Here is a 15,549-nt window from a genome sequence, read left to right as displayed (position 1 = left end):
GGCTCGTACCCGATCCAGCATGGCTGCACCGATGAGCAAGAGCGAACGCCCGAGCCGACTGTTTCGCAATCTCAATGCGAAGGTCGCGTCGATCCCCATGATCCTCACCGCGCTGGTGGTATTCGTCGGCGGCACGGCGTGGACGGTGCTCTATTCCTTCACCAATTCGAAGCTGTTGCCGCGGCTGAATTTCGTCGGCCTCGACCAGTATTACCGGTTGTGGGCGACCCCGCGCTGGCTGATCTCGATCGAGAACCTGCTGATCTACGGTGTGATCTCGCTGGTTTTCTCGCTGGTGATCGGTTTCATCCTCGCTGCCCTGCTCGACCAGAAGATCCGTTTCGAGGATACGTTCCGCACCATCTTTCTCTATCCCTTCGCGCTCTCCTTCATCGTCACCGGCCTTGTCTGGCAATGGCTGCTCAATCCTGACTTCGGCATCCAGGGCGTGATACGAAACCTCGGCTGGACGAGCTTCGCTTTCGATCCGCTCTACAATTCCAGCATCGTCATCTACGGCATATCGATCGCCGCGCTCTGGCAGGGCACCGGGCTGATCATGTGCCTGATGCTGGCCGGCCTGCGCGGCATAGACGAGGATATCTGGAAGGCCGCGCGGGTGGACGGGATTCCGATGTGGAAGACCTATCTGTTCATCATCATCCCGATGATGCGACCGGTCTTCATCACCACGCTCGTCATCATCGCGTCCGGCATCGTCAAGGTCTACGACCTTGTCGTCGCCCAGACCAGCGGCGGACCCGGCATCGCCTCCGAAGTGCCGGCAAAGTATGTCTACGACTACATGTTTTTCGCCCAGAATCTCGGCCAGGGTTTCGCAGCCTCGACCATGATGCTGCTCTCGGTGATGATCGTCATCGTGCCGTGGGCCTATCTCGAATTCGGAGGCAGGAAGCGTGTCTGACCAAGCCGTTTCCCTGTCCGCGCCGTCCGGCGCCGTCCAAGCCGATGCCTCGGGACCGAGCGGACCGAAGCCGCGTCACATCTTCTCGCGCCGCAACATCTTCCTCTATGGCACGCTCATCGTGGCGGCGCTCTACTACCTCCTGCCGCTCTATGTGATGATCGTCACCTCGCTCAAGGGCATGCCGGAAATCCGCCTCGGCAACATCTTCTCGCCCCCGCTCGAGATCACTTTCGAGCCCTGGGTCAAGGCATGGTCGACGGCCTGCACCGGCCTTAACTGCGACGGACTTTCGCGTGGCTTCTGGAACTCCGTTCGTATCACCGTACCTTCGGTGATCCTGTCGATCGCGATCGCCTCGGTAAACGGCTATGCGCTGGCCAACTGGCGCTTCAAGGGCGCCGACACGTTCTTCATCATCCTGATCGTCGGTGCCTTCATCCCCTATCAGGTGATGATCTACCCGATCGTCATCATCCTGCGCGAGATCGGCCTCTATGGCAGCCTGAGCGGCCTGGTGATCGTCCATTCCATTTTCGGCATGCCGATCCTGACATTGCTGTTCCGCAACTATTTCACCTCCATGCCGGAGGAATTGTTCCGGGCAGCGCGTGTCGACGGGGCCGGTTTCTGGGGCATCTATCTGCGCATCATGCTGCCGATGTCGCTGCCGATCTTCGTCGTCGCCGTCATCCTGCAGGTGACAGGCATCTGGAACGACTTCCTGTTCGGCGTCGTCTACACGCGTCCCGACACCTATCCGATGACGGTTCAGCTCAACAACATCGTCAACTCCGTGCAGGGCGTGAAGGAATACAACGTCAATATGGCGGCGACCATCCTGACCGGGCTGGTGCCGCTCGTTATCTATTTCATTTCCGGCAGGCTTTTCGTGCGTGGCATTGCTGCCGGCGCGGTGAAAGGGTGATGATGGCTGAAATCGCGAACCCCAGCGTATCGATCCAGAACCTGTCGCTGAACTATGGTGCGGTGTCGGTCCTGCAGACACTCGATCTCGATATCGCCGAGGGCGAGTTCATCGTGCTCCTGGGACCCTCCGGCTGTGGCAAGTCGACCTTGCTCAACTGCATTGCCGGGCTGCTCGACATTTCGAAGGGCCGCATCTTCATCAAGGGCAAGAACGTCACCTGGGAAGAGCCCAAGGATCGCGGCATCGGCATGGTATTCCAGTCCTATGCGCTCTATCCGCAGATGACGGTGGAGAAGAACCTGTCCTTCGGCCTGCGCGTCGCGGGCCTGCCCAAGGACGAAATCGCCAAGCGCATCGCGCGCGCCGCGGAGATCTTGCAGATCGAACCGCTGCTGCAACGCAAGCCCTCCGCGCTGTCCGGCGGCCAGCGGCAGCGCGTGGCGATCGGGCGGGCGCTGGTGCGCGATGTCGATGTGTTCCTGTTCGACGAACCGCTGTCCAATCTTGACGCCAAGCTGCGATCCGAATTGCGCGTCGAAATCAAGCTGCTGCATCGCAGATTGCAGAACACAATGATCTACGTCACCCACGACCAGATCGAGGCGATGACGCTGGCCGACCGGATCGCGGTGATGAAGGGCGGGGTCATCCAACAGCTCGACGCGCCGCAAACGATCTACAACCGTCCGGTCAATCGCTTTGTCGCCGGATTCCTCGGTTCGCCGGCAATGAATTTCGTCGAGGGTCAACTTGCAGCCGGCGATGCCGCGGCGTTCACCGCCGACGGGGTTTCGATACCGCTCGACCGCTATGAGTTCGACAAGGATCGCGGCAGCGCGGGCAAGCCCTGTGTGTTCGGCATCAGGCCCGAGCACGTCGCCTTTGGAGATGCGGCCAAGGCCATGCCGTTCACCGCCGAGTCATCCGTCGAGATCGTCGAGCCGATGGGCTCCGACACGCTGGTGTGGACCAAGCTCGGCGGCCGCAATTTTTCCTTCCGCGTCGAGGCGGAAAAGACGCTGCGCACCGGCGATCCAATCCGGATCGGCTTTGACCCCGCCCGCGCCTCGCTGTTCGACACCCCATCCGGCAACCGCCTATAGCCCCCAAGCCCTCCTCCCAAGAACCCCACCCTACCAGCAGAACGGACAGAGACGATGAACTGGTCATTCCAACTTTACAGCGCCCGCAATTTTCAACCCTGGGAGGGCGTGCTCGCGACGCTCGGCAAGCTCGGCTACGCGCAAGTCGAAGGCTTCGGTGGCGTCTATGAAAATCCCAAGGCCTTCCGCGCGGAACTCGACAAGAACGGGCTTTCGATGCCGACCGGGCATTTCTCCATCGATGCGCTGGAGAAGGATTTCGACGGCGTGCGCAAAACGGCCGAAGCGCTGGGCATCAAACTTCTGATCTGCCCCTATCTGATGGCCGAGGACAGGCCGTCCGACGCCGCCGGCTGGCGCGGTTTTGGCGAGCGCCTGGCCAAGGTCGGCGAGGTCGCCTCGAAAGCCGGCTACGGCTTTGCCTGGCACAACCATGATTTCGAGTTCAAGGCCCTCGCCGACGGTTCGGTGCCGCAGGATCACATCCTGTCTTCCGCTCCCGATATCGGCTGGGAGATGGACCTTGCCTGGGTGGTGCGCGGCGGCGCCGATCCGCTGCCCTGGATCGAAAGGCACGGCAAGCGCATCGTCGCCGTGCATGTAAAGGATATCGCCAGGCCGGGCGAAGGGCTGGACGAGGATGGTTGGTCGGACGTCGGCCACGGCACGATCGACTGGGCCAACCTGATCAAGGTGTTGCGGGCCAAGAGCGCTGCAAAATACTTTGTCATGGAGCAGGACAACCCCAACGACATCGAGCGCTTCGCCAGCCGCTCGATCGCATCCGTCAAGGCTTACTAGGAACAATCATCATGGCAAAGAAACTGGGTATTGGCGTCATCGGCTGCGGCAACATCTCGAAGGCGTATTTCTCGCTGGCGCCGCTGTTTCGCGGCATCGAGATGCGCGCTTGCGCCGACATCAACATGGACGCGGCCAGGGCGCGGGCGAAGGAGTTCAACCTGCGCGCCGAAGTCGTCGAGGATCTGCTCAAGGCCGACGACATCGACATCATCGTCAACCTGACGATACCGGCGGTGCATTACGAGGTGTCGAAACGCGTGCTCGATGCCGGCAAGCACGTCTATTCGGAAAAGCCGTTCGTGCTCTCGCTCGAAGAGGGCCAGGACCTCAAGGCGCGGGCTGAAAAGAAGGGGCTGCGCATCGGCTCGGCGCCCGACACGTTCCTCGGCGGCGCGCACCAGCTGGTGCGTGAGCTGATCGATGAGGGCAAGCTCGGCAAGATCACCAGCGGCACCTGCCATGTCATGGGTCACGGCATGGAGCATTGGCACCCCAATCCGGATTTCTTCTTCCAGCCGGGCGCCGGACCGGTGCTCGATATCGGACCGTATTACATCACCAATCTGATCCAGCTGATCGGGCCGGTCAAACAGGTGGCGGCCTTTGCGACAACCCCGGCCAAGGAGCGGACGATTTCATCGAAACCGCGCGCGGGCGAAAAAATCCCGGTCAACACGCCGACGACGATCCATGGCCTGCTGGAATTCGAGAATGGCGCCGTGGTGACGTTGAACACCAGCTGGGACGTCTGGGCTCACGGCCACGCGCCGATGGAACTCTATGGCGAAGCCGGCACGGTGTTCGTGCCGGATCCGAATTTCTTCGGCGGCGACGTGCGCTTCACCGAAGACGGCAAGCCGGTCAAGAAGCTGCCGAAATGGAAGCACCCGCTTGGCGTGCCCAACGAAATGCACGGCCAGGGCATGATGGCCAACTACCGCACGGCGGGTCTCGCCGACATGGCATTGGCAATAGTCGAGGGGCGGCCGCATCGTTGCTCGATGGAGCTGGCGCTGCATGCCGTCGATGTCATGACCGGCATCCTGCGTTCCGGCGAAACTGGCAAGTTCGTGGCCATGCAGACCACTTGCGAGCGGCCGGCGGCACTTGGCGTCAAGGCGGCCAAGGAACTGCTGGCGAAGAAGTAGGCGCAAGGATTATCGATAATTTTGAGTTGTCCCTCTCCCCGTTCGGCCGGGGAGAGGGTAAAAGGGCGCCGGGCCGTCTCACCGCCTTTGCGATGAAGCTGCCCGGTCTGTTCAGTTTCGAGGATCTTTTCCCATGCCCTATGTCGCCGCCGAAAATCGCTACGAAAAAATGATCTACAACCGCTGCGGGCGCTCCGGCCTCAAGCTGCCGGCGATCTCGCTCGGCCTGTGGCACAATTTCGGCGATGACACGCCGCACAAGACCAAGCAGGCGATCGTGCGCAAGGCGTTCGATCTCGGCATCACCCATTTCGACCTCGCCAACAATTACGGACCGCCGCCCGGCTCAGCCGAGACCGCTTTCGGCGAGATCCTGCGCACCGATTTTTCCGCCTATCGCGACGAGCTGATCATCTCGACCAAGGCCGGCTACGAAATGTGGGCCGGCCCTTACGGTGAATGGGGCGGGCGCAAATACATGCTGGCCAGCCTCGATCAGAGCCTGAGGCGGATGGGGCTCGACTATGTCGACATCTTCTACTCGCACCGCTTCGATCCCGAGACGCCGCTGGAGGAAACCATGGGGGCGCTCGACCATGCGGTGCGCTCGGGCAAGGCGCTCTATGCCGGCATCTCGTCCTACAACTCGCAGCGCACCCGCGAAGCCGCCGACATCCTCAAGCGGCTCGGCACGCCCTGCATCATCCACCAGCCGAGCTATTCGATGCTGAACCGCTGGGTCGAGGAAGACGGCCTGCTCGACACGCTGGAGGGGCTCGGCGTCGGCTCGATCGTGTTCTCGCCGCTGGCCCAGGGCATGCTCACCGACAAATATCTCGGCGGCATTCCCGAAGGCAGCCGCGCCTCGCAGGGCAAGTCGCTGAAGTCGGCCTTCATCAACGACCGCACCATCGCCAACATCAAGGCGCTCAACGCCATCGCCGGCAAGCGCGGCCAGACGCTGGCGCAGATGGCGCTGGCCTGGGTGCTGCGCAAGGGCAAGGTGACGTCGGCGCTGATCGGCGCCAGCCGGCCGGAGCAGGTCGAGGACTGCGTCGGCGCCCTGAAAGTGCTCGACTTCAGCGATGCCGAATTGGCCGAAATCGATAGCTACGCGCGCGAATCCGACATCAATCTGTGGGCAGCCTCCGCCGAGCGCAAAGGCCCGCCGAGGAGATAGAGCTGTCGGACAAACCGGCAAATGAAAACGGCCCGGCAAATGAAAACGGCGGGAATCTCTCCCGCCGTTTTCACGACAAGCAAAATGTCGGGCAAAATGGCCAGGCCTTCAGGGCGTCTTCGGCTTCTGCGCGGTGCCCAGCCCGGCTTTCGGCTTTTCCGGCGCGGGAGCAAGGGTCTTCATCTTCGTCTCGATCCAGCCGCCGTAGTTGGCCAGCCGCGTGTAGATGCCATAGGCGTCCTTGTGGCCGCAGGCCGCACTGCCGTCGGCGGGACCTTCGCCCCAGCTGACGACGCCGACCTGAACCGGGCCGTCGGCGCCGGTCATGAACAGCGGGCCGCCGCTGTCGCCATTGCAGGCATCGCGCACACCGCTGGTGGTGCCGGCGCAGATCATGTTGCCGGTCAGCGGGTCGGTCATATCGGCGGCAATCGCATTGGCGGCCGCATCGATGCCCTTTTCCGAATAGCGCATGCGGTGGGACAGATCGCCTAGTGCCGCCTTCAAATCATGCGCATAGATGGCCTTGATGCCGGTGTTGCAGGCGCTGTTCGGCTGCAGATCGAGGTCGGCGACCATCAGCGTTGTCGGGAACGTTCCGTCCTGCATCTTGCCCCAGCCGGTGACGGTGGTCTTGCCGGTGTCGGGTGTCGCCTCGCGGGTAAGCTTGATGGTCGGCGCATCGGCCGGCTCGGCAAGCCGCAGCAGGCCGAGGTCGTTGTCGAGCGTCTGCTCGCTGTAGCCTTCGTTGACGATGACCTCCACCACCTTATGGCGCTTGCCTTCGCTGAGGTCGGTGGCGCCGGTCAGCACGGTCACTGAATCCGGTGAGATCGGCCGGCCCTTGTCGTTGAGGCAGTGCGCCGCCGTCAGCACCCATTGCGGGGCGATCAGGCTGCCGCCGCAGAATTGCGCATTGGCCTGCGACGCTGGGTTCTCGTCCAGCCTCGCGGTGGTGAGCAGCGCGACCTGGAACGGATAGGCGCCCTTTTCGGCCTGGTTGCCGCCATAGACCCGGTCGGCGCCGTCAGGATTCTCGGCGACCGCCTTGGCCCTGGCCTCGGTCACCCGCTGCATCGGCGAGACCGCCGCTTCGGGCCTTGCGGTGCTTTCATCCGCCCGGCCTTGGTTGATCGATACGAAGGCAGCGGCAATGCCAAGCAGCGATGCGGCAACGATTGGCCCGAACCGATTTGTGATGTGCACCTGAACCTCCTCAGACAATTCTCCCGTGCGGATCGACGCCGGGCATTGTGCAAGGAGGTGTTGCCGGTTCAGCGATCCGCACGCGTGCCGTTTCGAAAACGGCGCGCGATCGGTCACGAAACCGAATCCCACTTTTGCTAACCGTGCCAGCGAGCAGAACCCGCACAAAATCCTATAGCCCCCCACGGGCTACGTGGAAGCGATTTGTCATTGCCAATCTTGGATTATTTTAGGCAGTATACCGTTGCAGAGTTTTTTTGGCGGGGGCCTTGAAAATGACAGCCTAGAACAACGCTCGCGGGGAATGCCGGCGGGTAGACTCATTTTTCGGCGTCACCACGATCTCGACAATATTTCTGTATTTTGATCCAGTCCTTGCTGACTTTTGGGAGAGTCTCACCATGACAAAACTGACAAACACTATCTTTGCGTTCGCTTTGCTTTCCACCGCAATGTGGACGGTCCCGGTTTTCGCCGCCGACCCTGGGTCCGCCAGTGCCGGCAATGGCGAAAGCATGCGGGACGTTACTTCGGGCGACTTCAAGGCGGGCCGAGCAAAACCGATCACGACACCACAGCTTACTGATGAAGACAGCCGCGCCGCGCCGCTCACCGACGAGAAGGCGGCCGTCAAATCCTATGGCATCGTCGGGCGTTCCGCCGATGGCAAGGAGATCAAGATCGAACCAAGCGAAGCGCTGCGCGAGCTCATCATCAAGGAACTGAACGCGCCGGCCAATGGCGCGGACGGGGCTGAGCGCAAGACCGAGGACCCCGGGCTCGGCGAAGGTGAGGCCGGGCGCCAGGTTTTCGGCCCCGATGATCGCGAGCAGGTCAAGAACACCAAGACCTACCCGTTCTCGGCCATTGGCTATCTGGAAGCCAAATCGACGAAGACGGGCAGCTATGGCAGCTGTTCTGCAACGCTGATCGGCCCGCGCACGGTGCTCACCGCGGCGCATTGCCTCTACAGCCATGAGGACAAGGACTGGCTCTCCGAGTATCTGTTCGTGCCAGGCCTCAACGGCAGCACTGCCGACGACGCACCGTTCGGCGCCTTCACCTATGAAAGCGCCTATGTGCTGCAGGGCTTCATCGACAACTACCAGGGCTATTACGGCTCGGTGATCCCGTGGGATCTCGGCATCATCACGCTGAAGCAGGATGTCGGCACCAACCTCGGCTGGCTGGGTTACGCCAATTATGACGATCTCGGCGACTTCACCGCCAACCTCGTCGGCTATCCCGGCGACAAGCCGATGGGCACGATGTGGAAGGCCAACTGCGAAGTGCATGCCGAGAACATCGCTCCGGAATATTTCCAGTATGACTGCGATACGTTCCCGGGATCGAGCGGCAGCTCGGTCTATGCCTACGACACCAAGTCCAAGCAGCGCATCATCACCGGCGTCAACGTGGCGGAAAGCCCCGACTCGAACACCGCCGTGCGCCTGAACGCCGCCAACGTCCAGTGGATCAACAGCCTGTACAAATAGGCGCTGCGCCCTCGCAGTGAAGACAAGGCGGCGGGTCAATCCTGCCGCCTTTTTCGTGCCGTTTCTTCCGCATGGCTTCCCTTGCACGAGGCCGGCGCCCCGACTACGCTTGGCTTGCCAGGGGCGAGGCGTCCAGGGGGCTCAAGGGATGGGGCGGACAAGGGCAGTGTTCGGGATCGCGGCCGCAGCGATGCTGGGCGCGATGATGCTTTCACCGGCTTTTGCCGATCCCGCCCCTGTCGGCGGCGCCTGGGCGGAGCGCGTGCAGATCCTCTATCAGGCCGACACACGCTCGGTGCTGCGCAGGGCCGTGCGTGTCTGGGATTTCCATCCCGAGAAGAACCTCGACTTCGTCTGGGAGCCGGCGGTGGGCCAGTCGCCCGACAAGACGATCGCCGAGGACGGCACCGTCAACGGCAAGGGCAGGCTGGTGTGGCGGGTGCGCGGCTCCGCCAGCTATGATCCGAAGACGGTCTACTCCAGCTATTTCGGCGATGTCAGGAACGGCCGGCCCGACGGGCAAGGCAGGCTCGAACTGCGCTCGGGCGAGGTTTTCGAGGGGCATTGGCTTGGCGGAGAACTCAACGGCAAGGGTATCCATATCGATGCCGACGGCAACCGCTATGAGGGGCAGTTCGTTGACGGTATTGCGAATGGCGAGGGCCGGTTGCTGTCGAAGGCAGGCGAGATCTTTGCCGGCTCTTTTGTCGGCGGATTGAAGAATGGCAAGGGCACCACGCGGCTCACCGGCGGCACGGTCTATGAATCGCAATGGGTGATGGGCAAGGAGGTCGGCGGCACGCGTCCCGACGTTCTGGCCGATGCCAGGGTCGGAGGCCTGCTCAAGGCGCAGTCCGGCGGCGGCGATGCCGACAAGGTCGAGATCGGCGTCATCGTCGACCAGCGCATGACCCAGCAGGCCGACATGAAATACCAGCACCTGGTGCGCGACGAGGACATCGCGATCTATCCGGAAGACAGCCTCTACAACGACGCCTGGAACGGCACCGGCACGGTCAACACCACAAATGTCTATGAAGGTGCGGACTGGGAGGAGACGCCGGCCTTTGCCGAGGTCGACCTGAAGACGACGGACGAGTCCAGGGTCAAGCTCGACAGGCTGGAAATGAAAGTCGCCGCCAGCGACGCCTACCGCAAACCGATGCTGTCGATCTCGGAGCATTTCGGCTGCATCGGCTTTCGGCCCGATTTCTCGATCGTCAACAATGGCTGGGGCGACGCCAAGGGCATGAAGATGTCGATCCAGTTCACCACGGTGGACGACGAAGGCAATCCGACCGGCCAACCAAGCCGCATGTTCACCAAGGATATCGGCGGTTTCGGCGATGGCGTCGACGTGTCGATCAAGAGCGTGCTGGACGAGGCCGGCGTCGATACCGCGAGCCTTGAGACCGGGCGTTTCCCCTGTCCCTCGGTTGACAGCCTCAATGTCTGCCGCAGCCAGTTCACCAACAAGATCAAGTTCGGCGAGGTCGGCGACTATCTCGGCAATTTCAACCAGGCGATGACGCTGAACGCGATCGGCAAGTTTGACTATTCATGGGCGGACGATCAGGGCAATGTCTACCAGCAGAGCGAGCCGTTCCGCGCCCAGATGACCATGGCGGTCTTCGAGACTCCGGAATCGATGGCCGAATGCGGCGATGGCGGTGGCGGCAGCCCGGAAGCGATGCGCTACCAGAACATAGAATTCCCGATCGGCAAGCACGACTACTCGATCGCCATGCCGGTGCGCGGCAACAAGAATGTCAGCGCCTATACGGCGCGGCTGAAGATGTGGTCGGCGATGTCGTCGATCCACAGTTTCAGCATCGCCGCGCATTTTGCCGACGGCAGCGTGCGCGAGAGCAAGCCGGTGACCTTCTTCTATTTCCGGCCGAAGCAGTCGCTGTTCGAGACCAGGACCGAGCCGGCGGCGTGCTACCTGCCGCGCCAGATGACCGGCTGCGGCTAAGGCATGTCAATATTCAGGTGAGGCCGTTTTCGACTGGGCCTGACCTGAATCTCAACACACCTTCCCGTCGAAAAACGGCAGTTGCCTACTTTCGACCAATCTCGAAATAGTTGGGCAATGGGATGAGCCTGATGAAGATCGTGCCCTGGGGAAAGACACGCAGTTCCAGCATCGAACCTGAGGAGCGTTGCGCATTCTGGTCGAACAGGAAATTGCCGAGCGAGTAGACTTCCGCCACGTCGCCGCCGGCGAGCGGGACGATCGCCTCGCTCGACACATGCGGATGGCCGCCGACAATGGCCGAGACGCCGCGCAATCGCATCTCATCGGCAAGCATCTCTTCGCGCGCCGACGGTTCGGTCTTGTACTCGCGGCCCCAATGGACGAAGGCGACCACCGGGCGCTGCGCATTCTCGTGCAGCAGCCGGTCGAGCAAGGCGGGGGTGAGCAGGTCGGTGTTCTTCGAACCGTTGGTGTCGATGTCGGTCAGGCCGACAAGGTCGAGATCGGCAAGCGCCAGCGTCTCACCATGGGCGAAATGTGGGATGCCGGCTTCGTCGAGTGCGCGCACCGTCTCGGCATAGCCGGACGAGCCGAGATCATAAGCGTGGTTGTTGGCGAGGCTGACGCCGGCGACGTGCAGCCGTTTCAGCATGCTGGCGGCGAGGTCTTCCGGCATGGCCAGCGTCATGTCGTCGATCGCTTCCGGTACGTTGGGCAGGATGACGCCTTCGAGATTGACGATCAGCGGCCGCGCTCCGGTCAGTGAAACGATGCTGTCGACGATCTTGTCGGCCACGCCGTCGCGGACCAGGATCTTCTTTATGGCGCGACCGAAATTCACGTCGCCGGCGAGATAGTAGATCCGGTCCTTTGGCCGCGCGGGGTTGTTGAAACCGGGACCGAAGGCGCCGAACAGCGCCACGACATAGCTGGTGGTGCGCTCGACATAGTCGGAGCTGTGTTCCTGCGAGTTCTCGTTGGCTACGACCAGCGGCTGGGCGCCGAACAGTTCGCGCTGCAGCCGGGTCTGGATGTAGAGCGCGCCGACGGAATCGGCATGATCGGGCTGGCGAAGGGCTGCGATGCCGTCGAGGGAGCCGGCGGCCAGCATATTCAGCGTCTGCTGGTCGAAGCGCCTGGAATCATGCTGCGGCAGATAGTGCGAGAAGTCGGTGGATTCGACGATCAGCGTGTCATGGTCGACAATCGGTTTCAGCGCCTCGGCCAGCCTGTCCCAGTCGCCGCGATTCGCCTTCACCGACATCGCCATCGGCACGATCTTCGCCCCTGGGAAATAGTGGTGCAGGAAGGGCAGCATGGCGCGCACGCCATGTTCCTTGTCGAACAGGCAGGATTCCTCGACCATGTCGCCGTGGGCTTCGAGAAGGCGCACGGCATCGCTGTCGGCCGCCACCGGGCCAAGCACGGTGTCGAAGCCGTGCGCCGTGGTGGCGTAGAGCTTGTTCGTCTTGTGGAAATGGTCCGGAGACAGGATGACGATGCGCTTGTAGCGGAAACCCGACGCTGCCCTGAAGCCGAGTGCCACGAGGTCGGCGGCCAGCAGGTGATGCGGCACCGTGATGCCGGTCAGCCGCTGGTTGGAGGGCTGGACAGTGGCGACGCTGGCGATGGCGTCCTTGAACAGCGTGGCGTCGTGGTAAAACGGCGGGAAGTTTTCGGTGCCGGGCGGGCAGACGGTCGGGGCGGCCTGTGCCGTGCCGCCGAGAACCAGGGAGAATATGATGACCGTCAGCAGGCGGGCTATCACGGCTCGGCCAACACGATGTTCTCCACGCCGCCGACATAATAGAACGGTTTCTGCTTCGATGCGGTCAGCCGAACCACTTCGTGCGAGATGAAATCGGCGAGCCCGAACAGCGTGACGCCGCCATCCGAGGTCTTCGCCTTGCCGCGCAGGCCTTCGAGGACCGAATAGGTGAAGACGCCGTGGCCGAGCTCCGGCAATTCGGCGGCGGTGTTGTTGGCCGCGGTCGCCGAAAACACGACGATGCGCGCGTCCTGCGCGTCCTTTTCCAGGCGCGGATTGAAGGCGTTGGCGGCGTGGCAGGTGTCGAGCAGCATGAAGCGCATTCCCTTCGCCCGCTCGACCGATTTCTGGATGTCACCCCAGTCGACGAGCGAAGAGCGCTTCCAGCGATCGGCATCCTGTTTGCGGCCGTCCGTCGGGATGAAATAGTAGTCCTCGTCGATGTTGATGCCATGGCCGGCGACGAAGACGATGGTGGTGTCGTGCTCGCCAGGCCTGTCGAGGAAATCGGCAAGCTGGTCGTCGATCGTGTGCGAGTCCGGCTCCATGATGTTGTCGGCGCCGGCGACGGTGTAGGTCTGTTGCGCCTTGTCTGGGCTCTCGTCGAGCGCCTCGCGATTGACCAGAACCAGCGTCTCCATCGATGAGAACAAGGGCGCCGACTTCTGCGCAACCACCTTGAGGAATTCGGTGGCGTCGTCGACGGGGTAGCGCAAATCGCAGGCATGGCCGGAACAGGCATCGGTCAGGAACGGATATTTGTCGACGCCGATCACAGCGACATAGAGCTTGCCCTTGGCCTCGGCCTTCTCGGTCTTCCTCGCCAGCGCCGTCACGCTGCGCTCGGTCAGATAGCCGAATTCGTTGGTGCCGGTGATGCGGATGATGTTCTGGCCATCCTCGACCGGTACCTCGACTGTTGTCTTGTTGCCGTCGACCGAACGCGTGGCGATGTCGCCGACATTGCGGCTGTTCGACAGGATCGAGAAGCCGGCGACATCGGTGCCGGCTTCCTTGGCGCCCGTGATCTCGACGGCGACATAACCGTCGCGGACCTTGCTCTGGTCGTCGGCGAGGCGAATACCGAATTCCGGTGGCTTGCGCTGCAAGAGCTTCTGCAACTCGTTGTCCACGCCCGGCCGCATCTCCTGGACTGCCTGTTTGGCGCTGCGCAGGATGATGGCGCGGCGCACCATTTCCGGGCTCCAGAGGTACTTCTTCAACTGGCCGGCGCGGATGAAGCGGCCTTCATGGTCGCGGCCCTGGTTGACGTGCCAGCCGATCAGCTTGTCGCCCTCGTCGGAGGAATAATAGTAGCCCTGCGGCATCCAGGCGATCCATTGCGAACCGGCAAAGAACATCGACACGATCAGCTCGTGCGTCTTCAGGTTCCACAGCCTCACGGTCTGGTCGGCGCTGCCGGTGACCAGCAGGCCGGCTTTCTCCGAGGCGGCCATGGCGTTGATTTCGCCGGTGTGGCCGGTGAATTCGCCGGAGACCCTGGCGGTCGCGGCCTTGTATTCCAGCAGCGTGCCGTCACTGCCGCCGGTGATCAGGCCAAGCCCATTGTCGATCAGCGTGAAAGCCGAATGGACAAAGCCGTTGGTGGCATCGTTCTCGATCGAGCGCACCACCTTGCCGCCATTGGCGATCTCCAGCACCGCGTTTTCCAGCGCGTCCTTGCCGCCCACTGTGGCGTGCAGCGACCACTTCCCATCGGTCAGCGCGGCGCGGGCAAACGAGCCGAGCTCGGTCAGCGGCTGCGGGTCGTCGAAGAACCGCTCGGCGGTGGGCAGTTCCAGCCTCTTGTCCAGCGCGCCCAGCCGTTCGGGGCAAGCCACGCGCTCGGGGCAGGGGTTCGCATTGCCCCAGGCGATGATGCCGTTCGCCGCGTCGATGCCGATCGCGGTCACCGGTGCGCCCACCCCTTGGAGCAGGGCCTTGCGTTCGCCGGTCGCCGGATCCCAGACCTGGATGGCGTTGCGGGTGCCGCCGGCGGTCGCCACCAGCGAGCCGTCGGCATTGGCGGCGCTGGCATAGACCGTGCCGTCATGGCCGCTGTAGTCGAGCAGCTTCTCGCCGGTGTCGGTGTTCCAGACGATGGAGCGGTGCTTGTCGGCGCAGCGATAGGCGCAGGAGGCGACCAGCCGCGATCCCTTGGCGAAGGTCAGCGAGCCGATAAGAAAATCCTGCTTCGGCATGGCGCGCACCAGCGTGCCGTCGGCGGCGCGCCAGAGCTGGACCTGCCCGTCCTTGCTGCCGGTGGCAAACAGGCTGCCGTCCTGCGAGATCGCCAGCGCCAGGACGCTGACGTCCCGCAAAGGCTCGGTCTCTGCCGGCAAGGCGATTTCCTCGCCCTTGGCGACATCCCAGAGCCGGATGCCATTGTCGGTCGTCGCTGCCGCCAGCCTGGTTCCCGCGGCGGCGAAGGCCAGCTTGTCGATGTGCCAGGAATCGGCGTCGAGCTTCTTGTCCAGCGTCCAGCCCGTCGCTGATTTGTCGTCGAGCCGCCAGAGATAGACCGTGCCGTCGCCGCCGCCGGCTGCCAGAGTCTTGCCGTCGGGGGAGAAGGCGAGGTCATAGGTCGCATAGTCGGCGGCCTTGAGCACGGCCTTCATCTTGCCGGTGGCGAAGTCGAACAGCCTGATGTCGCCATAGGGCGGTTTGTCGCCGAGACCGGCGCCGAAATAGCCGCCGGCGGCGATCGTCCTGCCATCCGGCGAGACCGCGATGGCGAAAATCTTGCCGTCGCTGCCATTGCCGAGATAGCCGCGAATGGTGCGCAGCGTCACGCCGCTCTGCCAGCCCCAGATGCGGATGGTCTTGTCATCGGATGCCGAGACAACGTCCTCGCCGTCGGGTGTGAAGGCAAGATCGGCAATCCGGGCGGTATGGCCGCCGGTGTCGATGTCGAGGTGGAAATCCGGGGCGTCCTCGGCGCGGGCGGCCGAGGCCGTGACCAAAACTCCAGCCATGGCCAGCCACCAGCAGGCATGCATGAGGCGCAAGG

General features: G+C 62.8%; 11 protein-coding genes. 8 read left to right on the top strand and 3 right to left on the bottom strand.

Annotated elements, in window-relative coordinates; translation table 11 throughout:
* Nucleotides 1-31: 31 nt before the first annotated feature.
* From FJV80_RS04865 to mgrA, 6 genes are all read left to right on the top strand, one after another.
* Entirely contained in the window at nt 32-925 is an 894-nt protein-coding gene (locus FJV80_RS04865) for a sugar ABC transporter permease (RefSeq protein ID WP_027047408.1), read from the top strand.
* On the top strand, nt 918-1,853 hold the full coding sequence (locus tag FJV80_RS04860) for a carbohydrate ABC transporter permease (protein ID WP_095772441.1): 936 nt from the start codon (nt 918-920) through the stop codon (nt 1,851-1,853). Before FJV80_RS04865 ends, FJV80_RS04860 begins: the two co-directional genes overlap by 8 nt.
* 2 nt (nt 1,854-1,855) lie before the next feature.
* Entirely contained in the window at nt 1,856-2,959 is a 1,104-nt protein-coding gene (ugpC, locus tag FJV80_RS04855) for a sn-glycerol-3-phosphate ABC transporter ATP-binding protein UgpC (RefSeq protein WP_095772717.1), read from the top strand.
* 54 nt (nt 2,960-3,013) lie between these two features.
* On the top strand, nt 3,014-3,760 hold the full coding sequence (locus FJV80_RS04850) for a sugar phosphate isomerase/epimerase (RefSeq protein WP_095787094.1): 747 nt from the start codon (nt 3,014-3,016) through the stop codon (nt 3,758-3,760).
* An 11-nt stretch (nt 3,761-3,771) separates the two neighbouring features.
* Nucleotides 3,772-4,911 carry a Gfo/Idh/MocA family oxidoreductase gene (locus FJV80_RS04845; protein ID WP_142875684.1) on the top strand — a complete coding sequence of 380 codons (1,140 nt, stop codon included), beginning with the start codon at nt 3,772-3,774 and terminating at the stop codon, nt 4,909-4,911.
* 133 nt (nt 4,912-5,044) lie between these two features.
* On the top strand, nt 5,045-6,091 hold the full coding sequence (gene mgrA / locus FJV80_RS04840) for an L-glyceraldehyde 3-phosphate reductase (RefSeq protein WP_142875683.1): 1,047 nt from the start codon (nt 5,045-5,047) through the stop codon (nt 6,089-6,091).
* A 108-nt stretch (nt 6,092-6,199) separates the two neighbouring features.
* On the opposite strand, the gene FJV80_RS04835 is transcribed toward mgrA, so the two are convergent.
* Entirely contained in the window at nt 6,200-7,297 is a 1,098-nt protein-coding gene (locus FJV80_RS04835) for a trypsin-like serine protease (RefSeq protein WP_142875682.1), read from the bottom strand.
* Nucleotides 7,298-7,698: 401 nt separating this feature from the next.
* Here FJV80_RS04835 and FJV80_RS04830 point away from each other — a divergent pair, with 401 nt between their 5' ends.
* Both FJV80_RS04830 and FJV80_RS04825 read left to right on the top strand, forming a co-directional pair.
* Entirely contained in the window at nt 7,699-8,793 is a 1,095-nt protein-coding gene (locus tag FJV80_RS04830; RefSeq protein WP_142875681.1) for a serine protease, read from the top strand.
* Between the two features lie 166 nt (nt 8,794-8,959).
* A complete protein-coding gene (locus FJV80_RS04825) occupies nt 8,960-10,768 on the top strand; it encodes a hypothetical protein (protein WP_246688903.1) in 1,809 nt (602 codons plus the stop codon).
* 85 nt (nt 10,769-10,853) lie between these two features.
* Here the strand turns inward: FJV80_RS04825 and amrB are convergent, their stop codons facing one another.
* Nucleotides 10,854-12,539: an AmmeMemoRadiSam system protein B gene (amrB, locus tag FJV80_RS04820; RefSeq protein WP_142875679.1), complete on the bottom strand. Its 1,686-nt coding sequence runs from the start codon at nt 12,537-12,539 to the stop codon at nt 10,854-10,856.
* Nucleotides 12,536-15,514 (bottom strand): caspase family protein, encoded by a 2,979-nt coding sequence (locus tag FJV80_RS04815; RefSeq protein ID WP_246688902.1) that lies wholly within the window; start codon nt 15,512-15,514, stop codon nt 12,536-12,538. Before FJV80_RS04815 ends, amrB begins: the two co-directional genes overlap by 4 nt.
* Nucleotides 15,515-15,549: the final 35 nt, after the last annotated feature.

It is taken from the genome of Mesorhizobium sp. WSM4310 (genome assembly GCF_007003935.1).
GTDB lineage: Bacteria > Pseudomonadota > Alphaproteobacteria > Rhizobiales > Rhizobiaceae > Mesorhizobium.
This window is presented reverse-complemented; position numbering and strand designations above follow the sequence as displayed.

Coding starts and splice junctions, on each gene's coding strand:
- FJV80_RS04850 (WP_095787094.1), top strand. CDS start 3,014: ATGAACTGGTCATTCCAACTTTACAGCGCCCGCAATTTTCAACCCTGG.
- FJV80_RS04815 (WP_246688902.1), bottom strand. CDS start 15,514: ATGGCTGGAGTTTTGGTCACGGCCTCGGCCGCCCGCGCCGAGGACGCC.
- FJV80_RS04845 (WP_142875684.1), top strand. CDS start 3,772: ATGGCAAAGAAACTGGGTATTGGCGTCATCGGCTGCGGCAACATCTCG.
- mgrA (WP_142875683.1), top strand. CDS start 5,045: ATGCCCTATGTCGCCGCCGAAAATCGCTACGAAAAAATGATCTACAAC.
- FJV80_RS04830 (WP_142875681.1), top strand. CDS start 7,699: ATGACAAAACTGACAAACACTATCTTTGCGTTCGCTTTGCTTTCCACC.
- FJV80_RS04865 (WP_027047408.1), top strand. CDS start 32: ATGAGCAAGAGCGAACGCCCGAGCCGACTGTTTCGCAATCTCAATGCG.
- ugpC (WP_095772717.1), top strand. CDS start 1,856: ATGGCTGAAATCGCGAACCCCAGCGTATCGATCCAGAACCTGTCGCTG.